The sequence below is a fragment of the Streptomyces sp. NPDC051310 genome, from assembly GCF_044455245.1.
Classification (GTDB): Bacteria; Actinomycetota; Actinomycetes; order Streptomycetales; family Streptomycetaceae; genus Streptomyces.
In genome coordinates this window covers 162575-181522 of the sequence record NZ_JBITEO010000006.1, presented here as the reverse complement: position 1 = coordinate 181522, position 18948 = coordinate 162575, and the positions used below count along the sequence as shown (strand labels likewise).

Sequence of the window (18948 nt, the reverse complement as noted above, 5' to 3'; positions counted from 1 at the left end):
ACAGACCCTAGGCAGGCGACGTGAACGCGTCAACGGGTCGGAGGACAGCACCCTCCGCCGATGCCTTGGCGTTCCCCCGGGACGCAATCGACAATGAGGGGGATGACGGACAACCGGGCACACAGCGGCGAGATCGGCCAGCCCGAGCGGCTCGCCATGAACCGCACGGGCAGCTTCGACTGGGATCTCGACGCCGGGACGATCGATGTCGACGAAGCGGGACTGCTCGTGTTCGGCGTGGCCCCCGGCACGTTCGACAGCCGGCCCGGCTCCCTGGTGCGCCGCCTGGACCAGGAGGAACGGGTCCGGCTCGAAGACGTGATCAAGGAGGCGCTGAGCAGCGGCCGCTCGTCGTACGCCGCCCACTTCAGCATCCCGCTGGACGACGGATCGCCGCAGTGGACCCACGTACAGGCGCGCATCCTGCGGGACCGGGAGGGCCGGGCCCACCGGATCGTGGGGATCGTCCGGGACGCGACCTTCGAGGTCACCCACTCGACGTTCGTGCTGGAGCTGGAGAAGCGCCGCAAGCGCCAGACGAACATGGTCGAGCGCACCACGCAGGCGCTGTCCCGCGCGGTGACCGTGGACGACGTCACGGCCGCGCTGACCGGCCCCGGAGGTCTGGCCCGCCTGGGCGCCGACGGCTTCGCGCTGGGCCTGGTCGAGAACGGCTCGCTGAACATCATCGCCCTGAGCGGCGACTCGCTCGACGTCCTGGAAGACCTGCGGGTTCGCCGGCTGGAGCGCGGGATGCCGCTGGCGGAGACGGTGCTGAGCGGGCGCCCGCTGTTCTGCAGCTCGTTCCAGGAGCTGGTGCGGAACTACCCGGTGCTCGCCCCGTACGCCGGGCAGCTGCGCTTCCGGGCCGCCGCCTACCTGCCCCTGGTCGCCCAGGCCCGCACCCTCGGCGGGATGGCGCTGTTCTACCGCGGCCGCACCGCCTTCAGCGCGGACGAACGCAACCTCACACTGGGACTCGCGGCGATCGTGGCCCAGTCCCTCCAGCGGGCGATCCTCTTCGACGAGGAGCGCGAGCTGGCCACCGGGCTGCAGGCCGCGATGCTCCCCCGCCGCATCCCGACCGTCGAGGGCGGCGAGATCGCCGTGCGCTACCACTCGGCGTGGGGCGGCCGCCAGGTCGGCGGCGACTGGTACGACGTCATCCCGCTGCCCAAGAGCAGGGTCGGGATCGTCGTCGGCGACGTGCAGGGCCACGACACGCACGCGGCCGCGATCATGGGCCAGCTGCGGATCGCCCTGCGTGCGTACGCCGGTGAGGGCCACGCCCCCTCCACGGTGCTGGCGCGCGCATCGCGGTTCCTCGCGGAGCTGGACACGGAGCGGTTCGCCACCTGCACGTACGCCCAGGTGGACCTGGACACCGGCACGCTCCGGGCGGTCCGGGCCGGACACCTGGGCCTGCTGATCCGGCACACGGACGGACGGGTGGGGCAGCCCAAGCTGCCGGGCGGCCTGCCGCTGGGCGTGGCATCGGTCTTCGGGGACGAGGAGTTCCCCGAGACGCGCCTCGACCTGGTGCCGGGCGAGACGCTGGTGATGTGCACCGACGGGCTCGTCGAGGAGCCGGGCGCGGACATCGACGAGGGGATCGAGGCCCTGGAGCGGGCGGTCGGCAGCGGGCCGCCGGGGGCGGAAGCGCTGGCGGACCACCTGTCGGAGCGGTTCTGGGAGCGCTGGGGCGCGGGCGACGACGTGGCCCTGCTGGTGCTGCGCCGCAGCCCCGACCCGGGCACCCCGCGGGCGCCGCGCATCCACCAGTACATCCACCAGGCGGACCCGCAGGGCCTGTCGGAGGCGCGGGCGGTGGTGCGGCGGGCGCTGCGCGACTGGGGGCTGCGGGAGTTCGCGGACGACGCCGAACTCGTCACCGGCGAGCTGCTCGGCAATGTGCTGCTGCACACCGAGGGCGGCGCGGTGCTGACGCTGGAGGTCCTGCCCGAGCCGGTGCGCCGGGTGCGGCTGGCGGTCCAGGACCGCTCCAGCGCGTGGCCCCGGCGGCGCACCCCGGGCGAGGCGGCGACCGGCGGCCGGGGACTGCTGCTCCTGGACGCGCTGGCGCTGCGCTGGGGTGTGGAACCGCGCGGCGAGGGAAAGGCCGTGTGGTGCGAGATCGGCCCGTCACCGAGGCATGGTTAGGACGTCCCGTGGTGAACCCCGTCGAGGCGCTGGACCGGATCGCCTTCCTGCTGGAGCGGGCGCAGGCGCCGACCTACCGCGTACGCGCCTTCCGTACCGCGTCGGCTGCGCTGGCCGCCCTGGACCCCGGCGAGGTGGCCGAGCGGGCGGCGGCCGGGACGCTGGAGAGGCTGCGGGGCGTCGGGCCGAAGACCGCCCAGGTGGTGCGCGAGGCGCTGACCGGCGAGGTGCCCGCCTACCTGCGGCGCCTGGAGGAGGAGGCCGGGGAGCGGGCGCGGGACACGGACGCGCCGGGCGCCCGGCTGCGGGCGGCGCTGCGCGGCGACTGCCATGTGCACTCGGACTGGTCGGACGGGGGCAGTCCCATCGACGTCATGGGGCGCACCGCCGCGGCGATGGGCCATGAGTGGGCCGTGCTCACCGACCACTCGCCGCGGCTGACGGTGGCCCGCGGCCTGTCGGCGGAGCGGCTGCGGGAGCAGCTCGACGTGGTCGCCGAGCTGAACGAGCAGTGGGCGCCGTTCCGTCTGCTGACCGGGATCGAGTGCGACATCCTGCTGGACGGCTCGCTCGACCAGGAGCCCGAGCTCCTCGACCGGCTCGACGTGGTGGTCGCCTCGGTCCACTCGAAGCTGCGGATGGACGCGCCCGCCATGACGCGGCGGATGGTCAGGGCCGTCCGGGATCCGCTGGTGGACGTGCTGGGGCACTGCACGGGGCGGCTGGTCGGCGGCAAGCGGCCGGAGTCGCGGTTCGACGCGGAACAGGTCTTCGCGGCGTGTGCCGAGTCGGGAACGGCGGTGGAGATCAACAGCCGGCCGGAGCGGCTGGACCCGCCGCGCCGGCTGCTGCGCGAGGCCGTCGCGGCCGGGGTGTTCTTCGCCGTCGACACCGACGCCCACGCGCCCGGACAGCTCGACTGGCAGATCCTGGGCTGCGCGCGGGCCGAGGAGTGCGGCGTCCCGGCCGACCGGGTGATCAACACCTGGCCGGCCGGGGACCTGCTCACCTGGACCCGCACGCGCCGTGCGCCCCGGTCGGCCGGTGGCTGAGCGGTACGGCGCCGCACCGCGGCCGAGCGGTGTGGCGACCGGTCAGGACCGGGCCGTACGGCGCCGGCGGACGGCCCAGAGGATGCCGCCGCCCGCGAGCAGCACGGCAGCGGCCGCGCCGCCGATCAGCGGTGCGGTGCCGGAGGAGCCCGTCTCGGCGAGACCGGGGCCGGTGGGCTCGGGCGCGGGCGTGGACGGCCCGGCCGGCGGGACCTCGGCCGACGGGGTCGTGACGGTGGGCGTGGGGGCCGGCGCCGGGGTGCCGGCGGGCGGCGTGGGAGACGGCGTGGTGCTCGGCGTGGGGGCGGGGGTCTCGCAGACGGGGGCCGTTCTGGTCTCGTCGCGCGAGAACTTCCCGCCCTCGCTGCCGTCCTTCACGACGAGCCGGACCGTCAGCTCCTTGTCGTGCTCGGGCAGTCGGAGCTTCTCGTGGAACTCACGGCCGAAAGTGCGGGTCGGCAGCAGGTCCTTGCCGTCGACGGTGACCGTCACCTGGTTCGGCGCGTCCGCCGTGTAGTCGGTGAGGTCGACCTGCACCTCGGAGCAGGTCACCGACCAGGCGGGGGTGTGGGCCGCCGCCGGCACGGCCGAGAGCGCCGCGCCGGTGACGCCGAGGACGGCCGCCGCGGCCGCGAGGGCGGCGGCGCTGCGTCCCGGTCTGATGGACAGGGTCATCTGGGGGGTTCCTCCGTACGGGGACGGGTTCCTGTACGACATGGCGCCGGAGTCGGCGTGGAGCGCACAGTACTGCTCTCCCGGGTGGGGTTCACAACCGTCCCATGCGCCTCCCGGACGGCCAACTGGCTTGATCCGTACCCGTCTTGGGACGGCTTGCGGAAAGACGGAGCAGGCCGCTCCCATGATCGGCCACAATGACCGCATGCCCGAATACCTGGAACTCGATCTTGCCGGTGCCGCGTTGCGCGTGGAGCTGTCCGACACCGGAACGCCCGCGTCCGGCAGCGGTGCGGCCGCGGACCGGAGTGCGGACGACGGACCGGACCTGCCGGAGGGCCTGGGCACCCTGACCCCCGTGGCGCGCGGCGGCGGGCGCCGGGCGGCCGTCCTCGCGACGGAGGCCCTGCGGACCGCGCTGCGTCCGCTCGGCCCGCTGCTCGAAGAGGTGCACACGGCGGTGACGAGCGTCCCGCACGCCCCGCAGGAGCTGTCGGTGGAGTTCGGCATCCAGATCGGGCACGACCTCAAGCTCGGCATCGTCGGCGCGAACGGCAACGCGACGATGACGGTGTCGGCGACCTGGCACCACGACCCGGCGCAGAGCACGCCCCGGCCGGACGGCGTCCAGCCCGGCGGCACCGCACGGCAGGGCGCGTCCGAGCACCGACAGGGCTGAGGCATGACCTGGTTCCGACCTCCGGCGGCCGCCGGCAGCCGGGTCTCGCTGCTGTACGAGGGCAGCGCCAAGGCCGCGGGCGCCGCCGCGCTCCTCTCCCCGCGCCGGGTGCTCACCTGCGCCCACGTCGTCAACGACGCCCTGGGCAGGGACCTGCACTGCGCCGAACACCCGGCCGCGGCCGGCCCGCTGACGGTGGCCCTGCGCGGCTCCGCCTCCGGTGGCGGTGCCGCGGCCGGTGACGGCACGGGGCCCGGTGCCGCGGACGCCGGCGGGACGCACCGCGCCACGGCCACCGTCTCGGTCTGGGTGCCTCCGCAGCCGCGGCCCTCGGCGCTGGAATGGGACGGCGACCTGGCCGTCCTGGACCTCGACGAGCCGGCCCCCGCGAGGTTCCGGCCGGTGGTGTGGCGTGACATGGAGGAGGGCCAGGAGCTGCGTGCCTGGCACGGCGGGGGCGAGGCGATCACGTTCGCCGACATCGTCGTCGGCTTCAGGGAGGGCCGGTACGGCTACCTGGACGGCCGGCTGTCCGGGGCGGCCGTCGGTCCGGGCTACAGCGGCGGACCGCTGTGGACCCGGGACGCCTCCGCCGTGGCCGGGCTCGTCGTCGCACACCTGATGCCGCCGGGGGCGGAGCCGCTGGGCATGCAGCAGGCGGTGCGGCGCAGCTGGGCCGTGCCGTGGCAGGCGGTGCGCGAGGAACTGGCCCGCGCCGGGGCCGCGGACGTCCTGCAGGAGTGCGCCGTCGCGGGACGCGCCGGGCAGGACCCGCGGTGCGCCGGACCCGAGACGGCGCGGGCGGCCGCGGCGCTCACGCCCGTACTGCGGGCGCTGCTGGACGATCCGCGGCGGCGGGCGGACCACGCCCGTGCGCTGGCGGCCGGGCTGGGGTACGCGGCTCCCGGGAGCGGGCACGCGGCGCCGGCCGTCGAGGAGCTGGCGGAGTTCCTGGTGACCGAGGAGCGGGCCCTGGCGACGCTCACCGAGTCGCTGGCGCCCGCGGTGCGCAGCGACGCCGACCGGGAGGCGCTGAACTCCCTGCTGGCACTCGGCCGGCTGGAGCAGGGTGTGCGGCTGCTGTCCGTGGGCGAGCACCGGCTGCTGCTGGAGGACCTGCGCCGGGTCACCGCCGCCGACGCCACGCTCGTCCCGCGCGCCGCCCGGGAAGCCCTGCGCTACATGGCCCTGCCGGGGCCGCTGGGCGCCGCGGCCCGGCTGGCGGAGGGCGACCTCGACGCGGTGGTGCCGGCCCTGGAGGGGTATCCGGACGGGCCCTCGGCCGGTGGCGGTGCGCCGCCGGTCCCCGCGCTGCTCCGCCTCGCCGCGTTCGTGGCGTCGGCGGCACCCGACCGCGGGACCCGGGACTCCCTGCACGGCTGGTGCGACCGGGTCGCCCAGCGGCTCGGCATCAGCCCGGTCGCCCTGGCCGAGCGGCGCGCCGACGCCGCCAACTGGGCCGCGCAGCGGCCGTCCCCGGTCAGCCGGGTGGTGCTGCGGCTGACCGCCGGGACCACCGGCGCCGGGGGCGGGGCAGGCGCCGACGGCCGGGGTGCCGAGCGCTACCGGTGCCGGATCAGCCTGGTCCGCAAGGACGGTACGACGGCGACCGTCGCGGCGCCCGAGGGCACCTGCGCCCCGGAGGAGATCGGCCGGCTGGTGCGCGAGGCGGCGGAGGGCGGCCACGGCGACGACGCGCACCCGCTCACCCAGGTGGACGTCGTCGTCGGCCGCGACGGGCTCCAGCTCCCCGTCGACGGCTGGGACACGGGCAACGCGCTCGGTGACCTGTTCCCGGGCCTCGACGGACTGCGGCTGGCGCTCGGCGCCAAGTACCGGGTGGCGCTGCGCTGCCCGGAGATGAGCCGCCGCTCCCCGCGCCGGGACGCCGAGATGCGCCGCCGCTGGGCGGCCGGGGACCCCGGTGTACTGGTGGTCGACGAGACCTCCGCGACCCTGCAGCAGCTCTACCAGCGCCTGGAGACCAGCCACAAGGACGTGGCCGGGGTGGTGCTGCACGGGCCGCGCGAGGAACGGGACCGGCTGCTCGACCTGTGTCTGGCGCTGGGCGTGCCGGTGGTGCTGTGGGACCGCGAGGCGGACGGGCACGGCCACGCGGCGCGGCTCGACGCCCTCGCCCCCGCGGGGCCGCTGCACCAGCTGCCGGAGCGGGTGCGGGAGTTCCGCGCCGGGGTGTACGGGGCCACGGTGTCCTCGGCGGCGCGCCCGGCGCTGGTGTGGGAGGACGCGGAGCTGCCCGTCCCCGGATCCCTCGAACTGCTCGACCCCTCGTGATCACGGCCCCGGCCGGCCTGGCGGAAACAGCATGCGGACGAACGGAAGCGGACACCTGATGACGACGACAGGTCCCGGTGCGGGACGCGGAGACGGCGACGGCGGCTGCCCCGAGGGGTGGCGGTTGTTCCGGGGCGACGGCCGGGCCCGTACGACGGAGTTCCCCCAGGCGCCGCCGTGGCGGCGGTTCGGCGGCGGGGCGGGAGGCGGGAGGCGCCGCCCGCGTCCGTACCTCATCGGCCCGGCGGAGGCGGACGTCGTCAGCGCCGCGCTGCTGCTGCGACGGCCGCTTTTGGTCACCGGGCAGCCCGGTACCGGCAAGTCGTCGCTGGCGCACGCCGTCGCGCACGAGCTGTCGCTGGGCCGGGTGCTGCACTGGCCGGTCAACAGCCGGACGACGCTGCAGGACGCTCTCTACCGGTACGACGCGATCGGCCGGCTCCGCGAGACGAACCTGCGGCGGGACCGCGACGACGGTGCCGTGCCGGACGACGGCCCCGGCATCGGCTCGTACGTCCGTCTGGGTCCGCTCGGCACGGCACTCGTACCGTCCCCGCGGCCGCGGGTGCTGCTCGTCGACGAGCTCGACAAGGGCGACGTCGACCTGCCCAACGACCTGCTGAACGTCTTCGAGGAGGGCGAGTTCGAGATTCCGGAGCTGGCCCGGCTGCCCGAGGACCAGGCCCGGGTGCGGGTGATGACGGCCGATCCGCACTCCTGGACGGAGGTCGAGCGCGGGCGGGTGTGCTGCTCGGAGTTCCCCGTCGTCGTCATCACCAGCAACGGCGAGCGGGACTTCCCGCCCGCCTTCCTGCGCCGCTGCGTGCGGCTGGACCTGCCCGAGCCCGACGAGGAGCGGCTGCGGGAGATCATCCGGGCCCACCTGGAGTGCGCCGGGTCCGCGGCGGACGGCGGCCTGGAGGGCGTGGACGACCTGATGCGCGCGTTCCTGGCCCGCAGGGCCCGCGGCGAACTGGCCACGGACCAGCTGCTGAACGCGGTGTTCCTGCGCCGGGGCGGGGTGGACCTGGACGCCGAAGGGCTGCTGGACGCCGTGCTGCACCGGCTCGGCGGGACGGTGTGACCGGTGCTCGACCGGGTGCGGGACGTCCTCGCGGGAAGCGGGGCGGAACTGTCGGCCGAGGAGCTGCTGGACGCGCTCTGGCTGGCGGCACGGCTGCCCCCGGCGGCCGCGGCCGCGCTGGGCGGTTCCGTGGCCGGGCCGGGCGCGCCGCCGCCCGGCGGTCCCGCGCCGGACGGCACCGGGCCCCCTGCGGTCCCGCGGGCGGCGGACGGCCCGGCGCGGCCGGAGGAGCCCGCCGAGGAGGCCGGCCCGGCCGCGACCGGACCGTCCGGCGGGCTCGGGGCCCTGCACGCCGCTCCGGCCGCCCGGCCGTCCGCGCCGGCTGCGGGCGCCGGCCCCGGCGTCCCGGCGATGCCGGTCCGCGCCCCGGGCGTCAAGGCGCTGGGCACGGCCGAGTTACGGCTGGGCCGTGCGCTGCGGCCGCTGAAGCACCGGCGCCCCGACGCGGCGCGCCGGGAGCTCGACGTGGCGGCCACGGTCGCGGTCATGGCCGAGACGGGGCTGCCGGACGCGGTGCTGCGGCCCGCCGTGACCCGCTGGCTGGATCTGGTGGTCCTCGTCGACGACGGGGTGTCCATGCTGCTGTGGCAGCGGCTGGCGGCCGAGGTCCGGCTGCTGATGGAGCGCAGCGGGGCGTTCCGCGACGTCCGTGTGTACGGCCTGGACAGCCGCTGCGCGGACGGTCCGCTGCTGCGCCACCGGCCGTTCGCGGACGGCCGGGCCACCTTGTCGATGTCGACCGTCGGCGATCCGTCGGGCACCACGCTGCTGCTGGTGGTGAGCGACGGAGTGGGTGCGGCCTGGCGCGACGGGCGGATGCACGCCGCGCTGGAACGGGCGGCCGCCACCGGCCCGGCCGCGGTGCTCCAGGTGCTGCCGCCGCGGCTGTGGGACGGCTCCGGCATCCGGGCCGAGCGGTGGCGGGTCACCACGCGCCGCCGGGGCGCGGCGGGCGCCTCCTGGATCGTCGCCGACCCGGTGCTGCCGCCGGAGCTGGCGCCCTTCGACGGCATCCCGGTCCCGGTCCTGGAGGCGACGCCCGGGTCCGTCGGCACGTGGGCGGCGCTGGTGGGTTCCCCCGGCGGCAGTGCCGTCCTGCCGCTGCTTGCGCGCCCGCGGGGGGCGGCCGGTCCGCCGTCCGGCGGCGGTCCGGTCCCGCGGCGCGCCGAGGGGGCGTCGTCCGGGGACGCGGTGCTGCGGTTCCGGGAGGCGGCGTCACCGGAGGCGTACCGGCTGGCCGCGCATCTCGCGGCGGTGGCGCCGCTGCCGGTGCCGGTGATGCGGCTGGTACAGAGCGCGATGACGCCGGCGGTGGACACCACGCACCTGGCGGAGGTGTTCCTCGGTGGGCTGATGCACCGGGAGGACGCCCCGGACGCCCTGCCGCACCACCGCGAGTTCGACTTCCGGGAGGACACGCGGCGGATCCTGCTCGGCACCGTGCCGCCCGCCGATCTGGTGCGCACCACCCGGTCGGTGACCGCGCGGCTGACCGAACTGGCGGGCCACGCCCCCGATTTCCCCGCCTGGCTGCCGCACCCGGAGGGGCCGGAGCGGGTGCCGGCGGCCGGGCCCCGGCCGTTCGGCTGGGTGGACGAGCGGGTGATGCGCCGGCTCGGCGTGTCCGCGCCCGCGGCCGCGGCACCCGGCGGCCGGGCCCCGCACGCGGCAGAGCAGCCCGCGCCACAGGTGCCGCCGGCCCTGCCGCAGCGGCTGACGGACGAGGGCTGGGTGCCCGTACCACCGGGTGACCCCCGGTTCGAGGGAGCCGGCACGCTGCCGTACACGGTGGTCGCCGAGTACCGGCGGGGGTGGCCCGGGATCGGGCTGTACCTCGCGCACGACGGCACGGGCACGCCCGTGATCGTCCGCCGGCTGGAGGACGCCGCGCTGCACGACACCGACCTGATGGCCCGTGAGGTCATCGCACTGAGCCGGATGGACGGCGTCCACGCGCCGCGGCTGCTCGCCCACGACGTCACCGCCGCCCTGCCCTGGGCGGCCGTCGAGTGCGCGCAGGACGACGAGGCGGACCGCGGGCCCGCTCCCCACCTGCGGCGGTTCGTCCGGCGCTACGGCCCGCTGCACGAGGACGGCCTGCTGACCGTCGCGCGCCGGTTCGCCGACGGGCTGGCCAGGGCGCACGGCAAGGGGCTCGTCCACGGCTCGCTCGTGCCGAAGTGCCTGCTGGTGGCCGGCCGCGACGTGCTGATCACGGGCTGGCTGACCGCCACCGTGGCGGACCGGCCGAGCCGCTACCGCGGGCTGCTCCGCCGGGAAGGCACCTACCGCGCACCGGAGTTGCCCGACCACGCGGCGCCGCCGACGCCGGCGTCCGACGTGTGGTCCATGGGCGCGATCCTGCTCGCGGCCGCCTCGGGCGACTGGGCGGACGACCGGCGCGACGAAGCGCGGGAGACGCCGCCTGCCCTTGACCCGCGGCTCACCGACGTCCTGCTCGACTGCGTCGACACCGTCCCGGGGCGGCGCCCCACCGCGGAGGAGGTCCGGCGCGCGCTGAACGGCATCGCGCACCACCGGCGACCGCACCGGCGCGGGCTGCGCCTGCTCCTCGGACGCGGCCCGACGGGCCGTCCGGTACGCCTCGACATGGCGGGCCCGGAGTCCGGCGGCCACGGTCCGCACGTGCTGTGCCAGGGCCCCCTGGACGTCGGGCGGCGCGGGCTGCTGAGCTCCCTGCTGCGTCAGCTGACCGCGGACGGTCCGGCGGACGGCGTGCGGCTGCTGCTCGCCGACTTCACCGGCCGCAGCGGTCTGGAGCGGTACGCGCAGCGGCCGGTCACCGGCGTGGCCGCCCTGGGACTGTCGACCGTGCCGGCCCGGGCGCTGGACCTGCGGGAGGCGCTCGCCGCCGAGCTGACCGTGCGCGAGGGCGCGCTGCGCTCGGCCGGGTGCCCGGACTTCGGGGCGTACGAGGCGCAGCACACGGCGGCGCCCGGCCCACCGGTCCTGCCGCGGCTGGTGGTCGTCATGGACGAGGTGACGGAGATCCTGCCCCGGCAGCCGGAGCTGAGCAGCGTGCTGCTGCGGGCCGCGCGGTCGGGAGCTCGGCTCGGCATCCATCTGGTCCTGGCCACGAGGAACCAGGTGCACCCGTGGTTCGCCCGGTCGTTCCTGGAGTACGTCCCGGCGCGGGTCACGCTGCGCACGCGCCGGGTGCTGGCGCCCCATCCGCTGGACGTGCCGGACGGGGGGCTCCTCACGCACACCGCACTGCGGGAGGCCGTGCCCTTCACTCCGGAGACGGGCGGGGAGTGAGCTCTCCCGACATGGTGAGTGCCCTATCACGGGGAGCGTAACGACGACTCGGCTCTGCGTTCCGTCAAGGCCCTGGCAGCGACCTTGAGGTACCCGCGCGATGCCCGGCAGGACACGCTGCCCGTGCCCTGCTCTGCCCTTCCGGCATGAGGCGCGGGTAACGCCCCCCGTAATAGCGGCTTGTGCGGACCGGTGGTGTCCCACGGGGACGGGCCGGTCGGCTGGTCCAGGATGCCGCACCTCCGGCGGTTTTTCCTCTGATGCTTCTTCGGTGAAAAAGTGATCACGGGCCGGGGGCGGGGCTCGTCCCGGAGCGGGCGCCGGGCGCCGGGTCGCCGTGGTGCGGCTGCTGCCGCTCCGCGGACAGTGCCCACTGGTAGGAGAGGGCGGCGAGGGTCGTCACGCCCCAGCGGGCGCGGAGGTCGCCGAGTTCCTTGCTCAGGGTCCGCAGGCCGATGCCCAGCCGGCGGGCGGTGATGCGCTGGTCGATGCCGGCGGCCGTGTCCATGAGGATCTCCCGCTGCCGGCGGGTCAGTCCGCTGCCGCCGTCGTCGGGTCTGCCCGGCTCGGGGTCGCCGTGCCACATGTCGGCGCGGCGCCACGCCTCGGCGAAGCCCTCGGCGATGTACGCCACCAGGGCGCGGTCGACGACGTGCCAGGCCGCGTGGCTGGGGCTGGAGTTGACGACGTGGTCGGGGATGAAGGCCTGGCGCCGGTCCACGACGACGCACTGCTGGAACGGCGCGGCGAGGGTGCGGAACCGGCCGCCCTTGGCGGTCATGGTGGTCACCCAGGCGCGGGTGCGCGGATCGTCGCGCTCGCTGTCGTGGCACAGGGTGCGCACGTGCACCCCGCGGGCGAGCGCCTCGGCCTCGTGCGCCATGGTGCTCTCGATCAGCTCGGGGCTGCGCGGACGGCGGGGCCGGGCGGTCCACAGCTCGGTCTCGGCGCCGCCGACGGCCTCGCCGATGCGGGCGTCGACCTGTTCGGGCTCGGTGAGGAACTCGCTGCTGGATCCGGAGCGCCACTTGGCGCGCTCGAAGTGGACGCCGAGTTCGTCGGCGAGGGCGGGTATCGCGGCCGTCCGCGCCGCCCGGGCGGCCATGTCCCGCAGCTCGTCGTCGAGCCGGCGGCGGCCGGCCTCCTGCGGGTCCAGGGCGATCGGGGCCCGGGCCGCGTCCGGATCGACGGCGACGAGGTGCCAGTCCACCAGTTCGTCGAGCGCGGCCCCGTCCGCGGGCCCGACCGGCTCGCCGCGGGTGATCCGGGCATAGAGCGCCCGCGCGGCCGCGGACAGCACCGGCACCTCGACGCTCACGGAGTCGTCCCTGTCCCTCACCCTTCTCCCCTCGCGGCTGCCGTGCGGCTGCGTGTGTGCGCCGTGCGCACGTACGCACCGGGCAGGCTCTTGATCGTCGGTGTCCGACGGGCCAGCGTAGCGGTGCGACCCTCCCGGCACCCGCCCGCTTCGCGGGCGCGCGGGCCGGGCCCCCTCGCCGTACCGCCGTATGCCCATGAACGGACGCACTCCATGCAGCAGCCCGTACGCCGTGCCCGCACCGGGGCGGCCCCGGTTCCGGTCCCGCTTGCGGCCGCCGCCCGTACTCCGGCGGTGACCGGGCCGCCCGGCCGCGCACAGGGCTGATCAGGAACCGTTTCATCACCGCGGCGGCACCGGCGAACGCGAGGCCGCCGCCCGGTCCCTTGGGGGAAGAACCGTCATGGACAAGGTGGCACTGCGCTGTCTGCTGCGGGAACGCCGCGCGAGGATCAAGCCGGAGAGCCACGGCCTGTCCCGTCCGACCCGGCAGGGCCGGCGCGCACCCGGGCTGTCCCAGGCGCAGATCGACCAGCTCCTGCACCGCGCCCCGGACACGTACGGCCGTCTGGAATCCGGCCGGTACGCCAACCCGCCGGTGGGCCTGCTGCAGGACGTGGCACGCCTGTTCGGCATGGACGAGCAGGAGTGGATCGCGCTGTACCGGTACGCCCTGGGCCAGGACCCGCCGTATCCGCTCAACTCCCGCTCGGGCGAGGAGATCCCCGGCGCCTGGCAGGCGGCGCTCGACGCCTTCTCCCACATGGCGTACATCAACGACCGGTCCTGGAACCTGCTCGCCCACAACGCGCCGTTCGAGGCGCTCTTCCCCCGGCGGGAGGTGCCCGCCAACACGATGCGGTGGATGGCGGTGGAGCCGGAGGCCCGTACCGTGCTGACGGACTGGGAGACCGCGTGGGCCCCCCTGCTGCTGCCGCAGCTGCGGGTCGCGCTCGCCGCCGATCCCGGCGACCGGACGCTGCGCGGCATCGTGCGCGACGTGCTGGCCGACCCCGTGGCCGCGGCCATCTACGAGTCGGCGAGCTGCCGCATCCGGCTCGACGGTGACGAGCGGCCCGTGCACCACGCGGAGCTGGGCCCCGGGTGGGTGACCATGTGCGCGGCCCAGCCGCTGGCGGCGCCCGGTGCGCGCATGGTCCTGCTGAACTTCCACCCCGGTGAGCGCCGCCGGGGGCGGGTTCCGGCGCTGCGCGCCCCGGCCGACGTGTGAGGGGTGAACCCGCGATACGCGACGGGGCGACCGGGTACCCGTTGTTCCGTGTGCCGTCACGAGGAAGGTGGGCACCGTGAGCAACTCCCCCGAATGGGTGCGGTCCGCGAGCCGCTTCACCGACCGGGTCACCGCCGACGGCCGGGACGGCTGGCCCGTCGAGCCGGGCCGCTACCGGCTGGTCGTCAGCCGGGCGTGCCCGTGGGCGAGCCGCTCGCTGGTGGCGCGGCGGCTGCTGGGCCTGGAGGGCGCCCTGTCCCTGGCGGTGGCAGACCCGGTCCAGGACGAGCGGAGCTGGCGGTTCACGCTGGACCCGGACGACCGGGACCCGGTGCTGGGCATCCGCTTCCTGGGCGAGGCGTACCGCGCGCGGGAGCCGGAGTACGACGGCGGGATCAGCGTCCCGGCGATCGTGGACGTGCCGAGCGGCCGGGTCGTGACCAACGACTACCAGCGGATCACCCTGGACCTGGCCACCGAGTGGGGCGCGCTGCACCGCCCCGGGGCCCCCGACCTGTACCCGGAGGCGCTGCGCGACGAGATCGACGAGCGCATGGACGGCATCTACCGGGACATCAACAACGGCGTGTACGCGGCCGGGTTCGCCAAGCGGCAGGAGAAGTACGACGCCGCCTACGCGCGGCTGTTCGCGCGGCTCGACCAGGTGTCGGAGCACCTGGCGGGGCAGCGCTACCTCGTCGGCGACACGATCACGGAGGCCGACATCCGGCTGTTCACCACCCTGGTGCGGTTCGACGCGGTGTACCACGGCCACTTCAAGTGCAACCGCAACAAGCTGACCGAGGACCGGGTGCTGTGGGCGTACGCGCGTGACCTGTTCCAGACGCCGGGTTTCGGCGACACGGTCGACTTCGACCACATCAAGCGGCACTACTACCAGGTCCACGAGGACATCAACCCGACGCGGATCGTGCCGCGCGGGCCGGACCTGCGGGGCTGGCGCGCCCCGCACCACCGTGAGGAGCTGGGCGGCCGGCCGTTCGGCGACGGTACGCCGCCGGGGCCGCCGCCCGCGGACGAGATCGTCCGGCCGCTGTAGCGGCGAGCCGGGTCAGGCCGCCTGCCAGACGGTGGTGGCGTTGCAGAACTCCTTGATGCCGTGGCCGGACAGTTCGCGGCCGTAGCCGGAGCGCTTGACGCCGCCGAACGGCAGCGCCGGGTGGGAGGCGGTCATGCCGTTGACGTACACGCCGCCCGCCTCCAGGTCCCGGACGAAGCGCCGCACATCCTCCTCGTCGCGGGTCCAGACGTTGGAACTGAGACCGAAGTAGGTGTCGTTGGCGAGCCGCACCGCCTCGTCGAGGTCCGCGGCGCGGTAGAGGGTGGCGACCGGGCCGAAGGTCTCCTCCTGATGGATGCGCATGGCGGGAGTGATGCCGGCCAGGACGGTGGGCGCGTAGTACCAGCCGCGTTCCCGTCCCTCGGGGCGGCGGCCGCCGCACAGGACGGCCGCGCCGCCGCGGACGGCCTCGTCGACGAGCTCCTCGAGGCCGTCGCGGCCCTGTTCGCTGGCGAGCGGGCCGACGTCGGTGGACTCGTCCATCGGGTCGCCGACGGTGAGCGCGGCCATGCCGGCGGTGAAGCGCTCGGCGAACGCGTCGTAGACGTCGGTGTGGACGATGAACCGCTTGGCGGCGATGCAGGACTGGCCGTTGTTCTGCACGCGTGCGGTGACGGCGACGTCGGCGGCCCTGTCGACGTCGGCGGACGGCATCACGACGTACGGGTCGCTGCCGCCGAGCTCCAGGACGGTCTTCTTGATCTCGTCGCCCGCGATGGAGGCTACGGAGCGGCCGGCGGGTTCGCTGCCGGTGAGGGTGGCGGCGGCGACCCGCGGGTCGCGCAGGATGCCCTCGACGGCTCCGGAGCCGATGAGGAGGGTCTGGAAGACGCCTTCGGGGTAGCCGGCGCGGCGGAAGAGGTCCTCCAGGTAAAGGGCGGTCCGCGGGACGTTGGAGGCGTGCTTGAGCAGCCCGGTGTTGCCCGCCATGAGCGCGGGCGCGGCGAACCGGACGACCTGCCAGAGGGGGAAGTTCCAGGGCATCACGGCCAGCACGGGGCCGAGCGGCCGGTAGTGCACGCGCGCGTGCACGGCGCCGGCGTCCCGTACCTGGTCCTGCGGCGGGTGTTCGTCGGCGAGCAGCCGCTCGGCGTTGGCGGCGTACCAGCGCATCGCCTTGACGCACTTGGCCGCTTCCGCGCGGGCGGCGGTGATGGGCTTGCCCATCTCGGTGGTCATGGTGCGGGCGATGTCCTCCTGGTCCTGCTCCAGCAGGTCCGCCGCCCGCCGGAGCAGAGCCGCCCGCCGGTCGAAGGAGGTGGTGCGGTAGTCGCGGAAGGCGGCGTCGGCGGCGGCCACGCGGCGTTCGATGCCGGCGGCGTCGAGGGCGTCGAAGGTCTGCAGCGTCTCGCCGGTGGCGGGGTTCACCGTCGCGATGGGCATGGGGGCGTTCCTCCTCCTCGCGGTCGCTGCCTCGACCCTCCCGCGCGCGGCGGGGTCCCGCAACGCGAGCGGGGGGCCTGCGGTCAGGCGACGCGTGCGTTCTCCAGTTCGTGCAGCAGTTGCCGGGTCTCGGCGGCGAGGCCGCCGACCGAGGTGGCCGTCTCGTCGTCCGGGGCGGCCCCACCGGTGAGCCGGGCCTTGAGGCGGTGGTGGGCCTCCCAGGAGCGGGCCATCGCCTCCTGCCGCGCCCGCAGGGCCGGCTCGCGCCGCCCGGGTTCGTCCAGTGCGGTGCAGTCCGCCGCGCACACGTCCGCCAGGGCGTGCAGCAGCGGCGGTACGTCGGCGAGGACGGCGTCCGGCGGCGGCCTGAACCTCGGGCGCTCCCCGGCCGCCTCGGCGAGCAGGGCGGTGAAGGAGGTCAGATGGTCCACGACGCGCTCCCAGGCGGCGTCCCACTCGGTGGAGGGCAGCTCGGGTCCGGGGGGCCGGCGGACGCGGTGGGCGGGGTTGAAGCGGTAGCTCTCATGGGTCCACGTCCGGGCGCTGCGCAGCTCGGTGAGCCGTCCGGCCAGCCGGCGGGCCCGCTGGTGCCACTGCTGGGCCTGGCGCCGCTCGTGGCCCCGCTCGATCTCCCCGGCCATGTCGCGCAGCAGCGCGGTGGCGTCGCGGGGCAGCCGGCACAGCGAGTCGCGGGCGCTGCGCAGGTGGACGGGCGGCAGGACGAGTGCGTTCACGCCGATGCCGATCACCGCGCCGAGCAGCGTCTCCAGCAGCCGGTGCAGGATGTCGAAGCCCGAGTACGAGCCGTACACCAGCACGAAGAGCGCCGTGGTGGAGGCGTAGGTGCCCTGGTCGCCGAAGCGGGACCAGTTGCCGAGCAGGACGGTGACGGGCAGGACCAGCGCCATCGCCGCCATGGTGTCGCCGGTCAGACCGGCCGCCGCGGCCGCGAGGACCGTCCCGGCGGCGATGAGGACGACCTGCTGGAGCCCCGTGCGCACGGACCGGTAGACGGTGCTCTGTACGAGCGCGACGGCCGTCCAGGGCGCCATCAGCGCGAGGGGCGCCTGCCACCACCAGCCGGCCACGGCCCACGCGAGGATGGCCGCCCCGGCGGCCTTGAGGGACTGGACGGCCAGGTCCCGCTCGGGACCGGGGCCGGTGAGGGCGCTGCGTATGGACCGGCCGACCGCGGCCGCCTCCCAGCGGACGCGGTGCCGTGCTTCCCGTGCGGAGAGGATCACGGAAGCGGCGTACCCCCGGTGGCGTTGACGACCTCGGCGGTGATGTAACTGGCGCCGGGCGAGGCGAGGAAGACGTACGCGGGCGCCATCTCGGCGGGCTGGGCGGCGCGGCCCAGGGGGGCCTGCTTCCCGAACTCGGCGGTGTCCGGCATGGTGGCGGGGATCAGGGGCGTCCAGACCGGTCCGGGGGCCACGGCGTTGACGCGGATGCCGCGCGGGGCGAGCATCTGGGCGAGTCCCTGGGTGAAGGTGACGATGGCGCCCTTGGTCATGGCGTAGTCGAGGAGGGGCGGGCTGGGCTTGTAGGCCTGTACGGACGTGGTGTTGATGACGCAGCCGCCCTTGGGGATGTGGGGCAGCGCCATCCTGGTGAGCCAGAACATGCCGTACAGGTTGGTCTTCATGACCCGGTCGAACTGCTCGGTGCTGATGGCTTCGATGCCGTCGGGCTGGGCCATCTGGAAGGCGGCGTTGTTCACCAGGACGTCGATGCGCCCGAACTCTGCGACGGCCCGGTCGATCAGGCCGCGGCACTGCTCCTCCTCGCGGATGTCGCAGACCACGGCGACGGCCTTGCGGCCGGCCTCCTCGATCAGGCGGGCGGTCTCGCGCGCCTCGTCCGCCTCCTCGGGCAGGTGGGTGAAGAGCACGTCGGCGCCCTCACGCGCGTAAGCCAGGCAGACGGCCCGGCCGATGCCGGAGTCGCCGCCGGTCACGACCGCGGCGCGGTCCGCCAGCAGTCCGCTGCCGCGGTACGACTCCTCGCCGTGGTCGGGCCGCGGGTCCATCGATTCGGTGAAGCCGGGGTGCGGCTGTTCCTGTTCGGGGAAGTCCGGCCGCGGGTGGCGGGTGACGGGGTCCTGGGGCCGGCGGTCATCGCTCATGGCGGTGGTTCTCCTGATCGTCACGGTCGCACGGCTCCGCGGGTGCGCGGAGATGTGGTGGTGTGCGCTGTTTCCGTGTCTTCGCGTTCCCGGGAGGAGCGGGCCGAATCCCTTCGATCGCTCAGTCGGCGGAACGTGCGATGCGGCGCTCGGCGGCGGTGATGGGCAGGTCGTTGATGCTGGCGTACCGCTTGCTCATCAGGCCGTTCCCGTCGAACTCCCAGTTCTCGTTGCCGTACGCGCGGAACCACCGGCCGTCGGCGTCGTGGTACTCGTACGCGAAGCGGACGGCGATCCGGTTGCCGGTGTACGCCCACAACTCCTTGCGGAGCCGGTAGCCGAGTTCGCGCTGCCACTTGTCGGTCAGGAAGGCGACGATCTCCTCGCGGCCGCGCAGGAACCGGTCGCGGTTGCGCCACTCGGAGTCCTCGGTGTAGGCGAGCGCCACCTTCCGCGGGTCCCGGGTGTTCCAGGCGTCCTCGGCGAGCTGCACCTTCCGGCGGGCGGTCTCCTCGGTGAACGGCGGCAGGGGCGGGCGCACGGCGGTCTCCTCTTCCGTGAGAACGCTCGTTCTCACCACGTC

At 75.4% G+C, this 18948-nt stretch carries 14 protein-coding genes; 8 read left to right on the top strand and 6 right to left on the bottom strand.

Features of this window, described 5'->3' with window-relative positions; all coding sequences use genetic code 11:
* The first annotated feature begins 93 nt into the window (after positions 1-93).
* Positions 94-2160 carry a SpoIIE family protein phosphatase gene (locus tag ACIA79_RS11605; RefSeq protein WP_399427996.1) on the top strand — a complete coding sequence of 689 codons (2067 nt, stop codon included), beginning with the start codon at positions 94-96 and terminating at the stop codon, positions 2158-2160.
* A gap of 11 nt (positions 2161-2171) precedes the next feature.
* Complete coding sequence (locus tag ACIA79_RS11600; protein ID WP_399428121.1) at positions 2172-3212, top strand: PHP domain-containing protein; 1041 nt, start codon at positions 2172-2174, stop codon at positions 3210-3212.
* A 42-nt stretch (positions 3213-3254) separates the two neighbouring features.
* Here ACIA79_RS11600 and ACIA79_RS11595 read toward each other — a convergent pair whose 3' ends face one another.
* Positions 3255-3887 carry an LAETG motif-containing sortase-dependent surface protein gene (locus ACIA79_RS11595; protein WP_399427995.1) on the bottom strand — a complete coding sequence of 211 codons (633 nt, stop codon included), beginning with the start codon at positions 3885-3887 and terminating at the stop codon, positions 3255-3257.
* A gap of 205 nt (positions 3888-4092) precedes the next feature.
* Here ACIA79_RS11595 and ACIA79_RS11590 point away from each other — a divergent pair, with 205 nt between their 5' ends.
* Genes ACIA79_RS11590 through ACIA79_RS11575 form a run of 4 tightly spaced genes read left to right on the top strand, consistent with a single transcriptional unit; the run spans position 4093 to position 11224 of the window.
* Positions 4093-4566, top strand: coding sequence for a CU044_2847 family protein (locus ACIA79_RS11590; RefSeq protein WP_399427994.1), 474 nt, complete (start codon positions 4093-4095; stop codon positions 4564-4566).
* 3 nt (positions 4567-4569) lie between these two features.
* Entirely contained in the window at positions 4570-6861 is a 2292-nt protein-coding gene (locus ACIA79_RS11585; RefSeq protein ID WP_399427993.1) for a trypsin-like peptidase domain-containing protein, read from the top strand.
* Between the two features lie 58 nt (positions 6862-6919).
* Complete coding sequence (locus ACIA79_RS11580) at positions 6920-7945, top strand: AAA family ATPase (RefSeq protein WP_399427992.1); 1026 nt, start codon at positions 6920-6922, stop codon at positions 7943-7945.
* A 3-nt stretch (positions 7946-7948) separates the two neighbouring features.
* Complete coding sequence (locus tag ACIA79_RS11575) at positions 7949-11224, top strand: SAV_2336 N-terminal domain-related protein (RefSeq protein ID WP_399427991.1); 3276 nt, start codon at positions 7949-7951, stop codon at positions 11222-11224.
* Between the two features lie 283 nt (positions 11225-11507).
* Here ACIA79_RS11575 and ACIA79_RS11570 read toward each other — a convergent pair whose 3' ends face one another.
* Positions 11508-12542 carry a hypothetical protein gene (locus tag ACIA79_RS11570; RefSeq protein ID WP_399427990.1) on the bottom strand — a complete coding sequence of 345 codons (1035 nt, stop codon included), beginning with the start codon at positions 12540-12542 and terminating at the stop codon, positions 11508-11510.
* 403 nt (positions 12543-12945) lie between these two features.
* On the opposite strand from ACIA79_RS11570, the gene ACIA79_RS11565 reads away from it, so the two are divergent.
* On the top strand, positions 12946-13773 hold the full coding sequence (locus tag ACIA79_RS11565; protein WP_399427989.1) for a helix-turn-helix domain-containing protein: 828 nt from the start codon (positions 12946-12948) through the stop codon (positions 13771-13773).
* Between the two features lie 76 nt (positions 13774-13849).
* Positions 13850-14833 carry a glutathione S-transferase family protein gene (locus ACIA79_RS11560; protein WP_399427988.1) on the top strand — a complete coding sequence of 328 codons (984 nt, stop codon included), beginning with the start codon at positions 13850-13852 and terminating at the stop codon, positions 14831-14833.
* Positions 14834-14845: 12 nt separating this feature from the next.
* Here ACIA79_RS11560 and ACIA79_RS11555 read toward each other — a convergent pair whose 3' ends face one another.
* The 4 genes from ACIA79_RS11555 to ACIA79_RS11540 all read right to left on the bottom strand — a co-directional run bounded on the left by ACIA79_RS11555 (position 14846) and on the right by ACIA79_RS11540 (position 18945).
* Positions 14846-16237: an NADP-dependent succinic semialdehyde dehydrogenase gene (locus tag ACIA79_RS11555; protein ID WP_399427987.1), complete on the bottom strand. Its 1392-nt coding sequence runs from the start codon at positions 16235-16237 to the stop codon at positions 14846-14848.
* Between the two features lie 83 nt (positions 16238-16320).
* The gene (locus ACIA79_RS11550) at positions 16321-17481 is read right to left on the bottom strand and encodes an aromatic acid exporter family protein (protein WP_399427986.1); all 1161 of its coding nucleotides are present in this window, start codon (positions 17479-17481) and stop codon (positions 16321-16323) included.
* Complete coding sequence (locus ACIA79_RS11545; RefSeq protein WP_399427985.1) at positions 17478-18365, bottom strand: SDR family oxidoreductase; 888 nt, start codon at positions 18363-18365, stop codon at positions 17478-17480. The genes ACIA79_RS11550 and ACIA79_RS11545 overlap by 4 nt, the downstream gene beginning before the upstream one ends.
* 121 nt (positions 18366-18486) lie before the next feature.
* Positions 18487-18945 carry a DUF1348 family protein gene (locus tag ACIA79_RS11540; protein ID WP_399427984.1) on the bottom strand — a complete coding sequence of 153 codons (459 nt, stop codon included), beginning with the start codon at positions 18943-18945 and terminating at the stop codon, positions 18487-18489.
* Positions 18946-18948 lie beyond the last annotated feature (3 nt).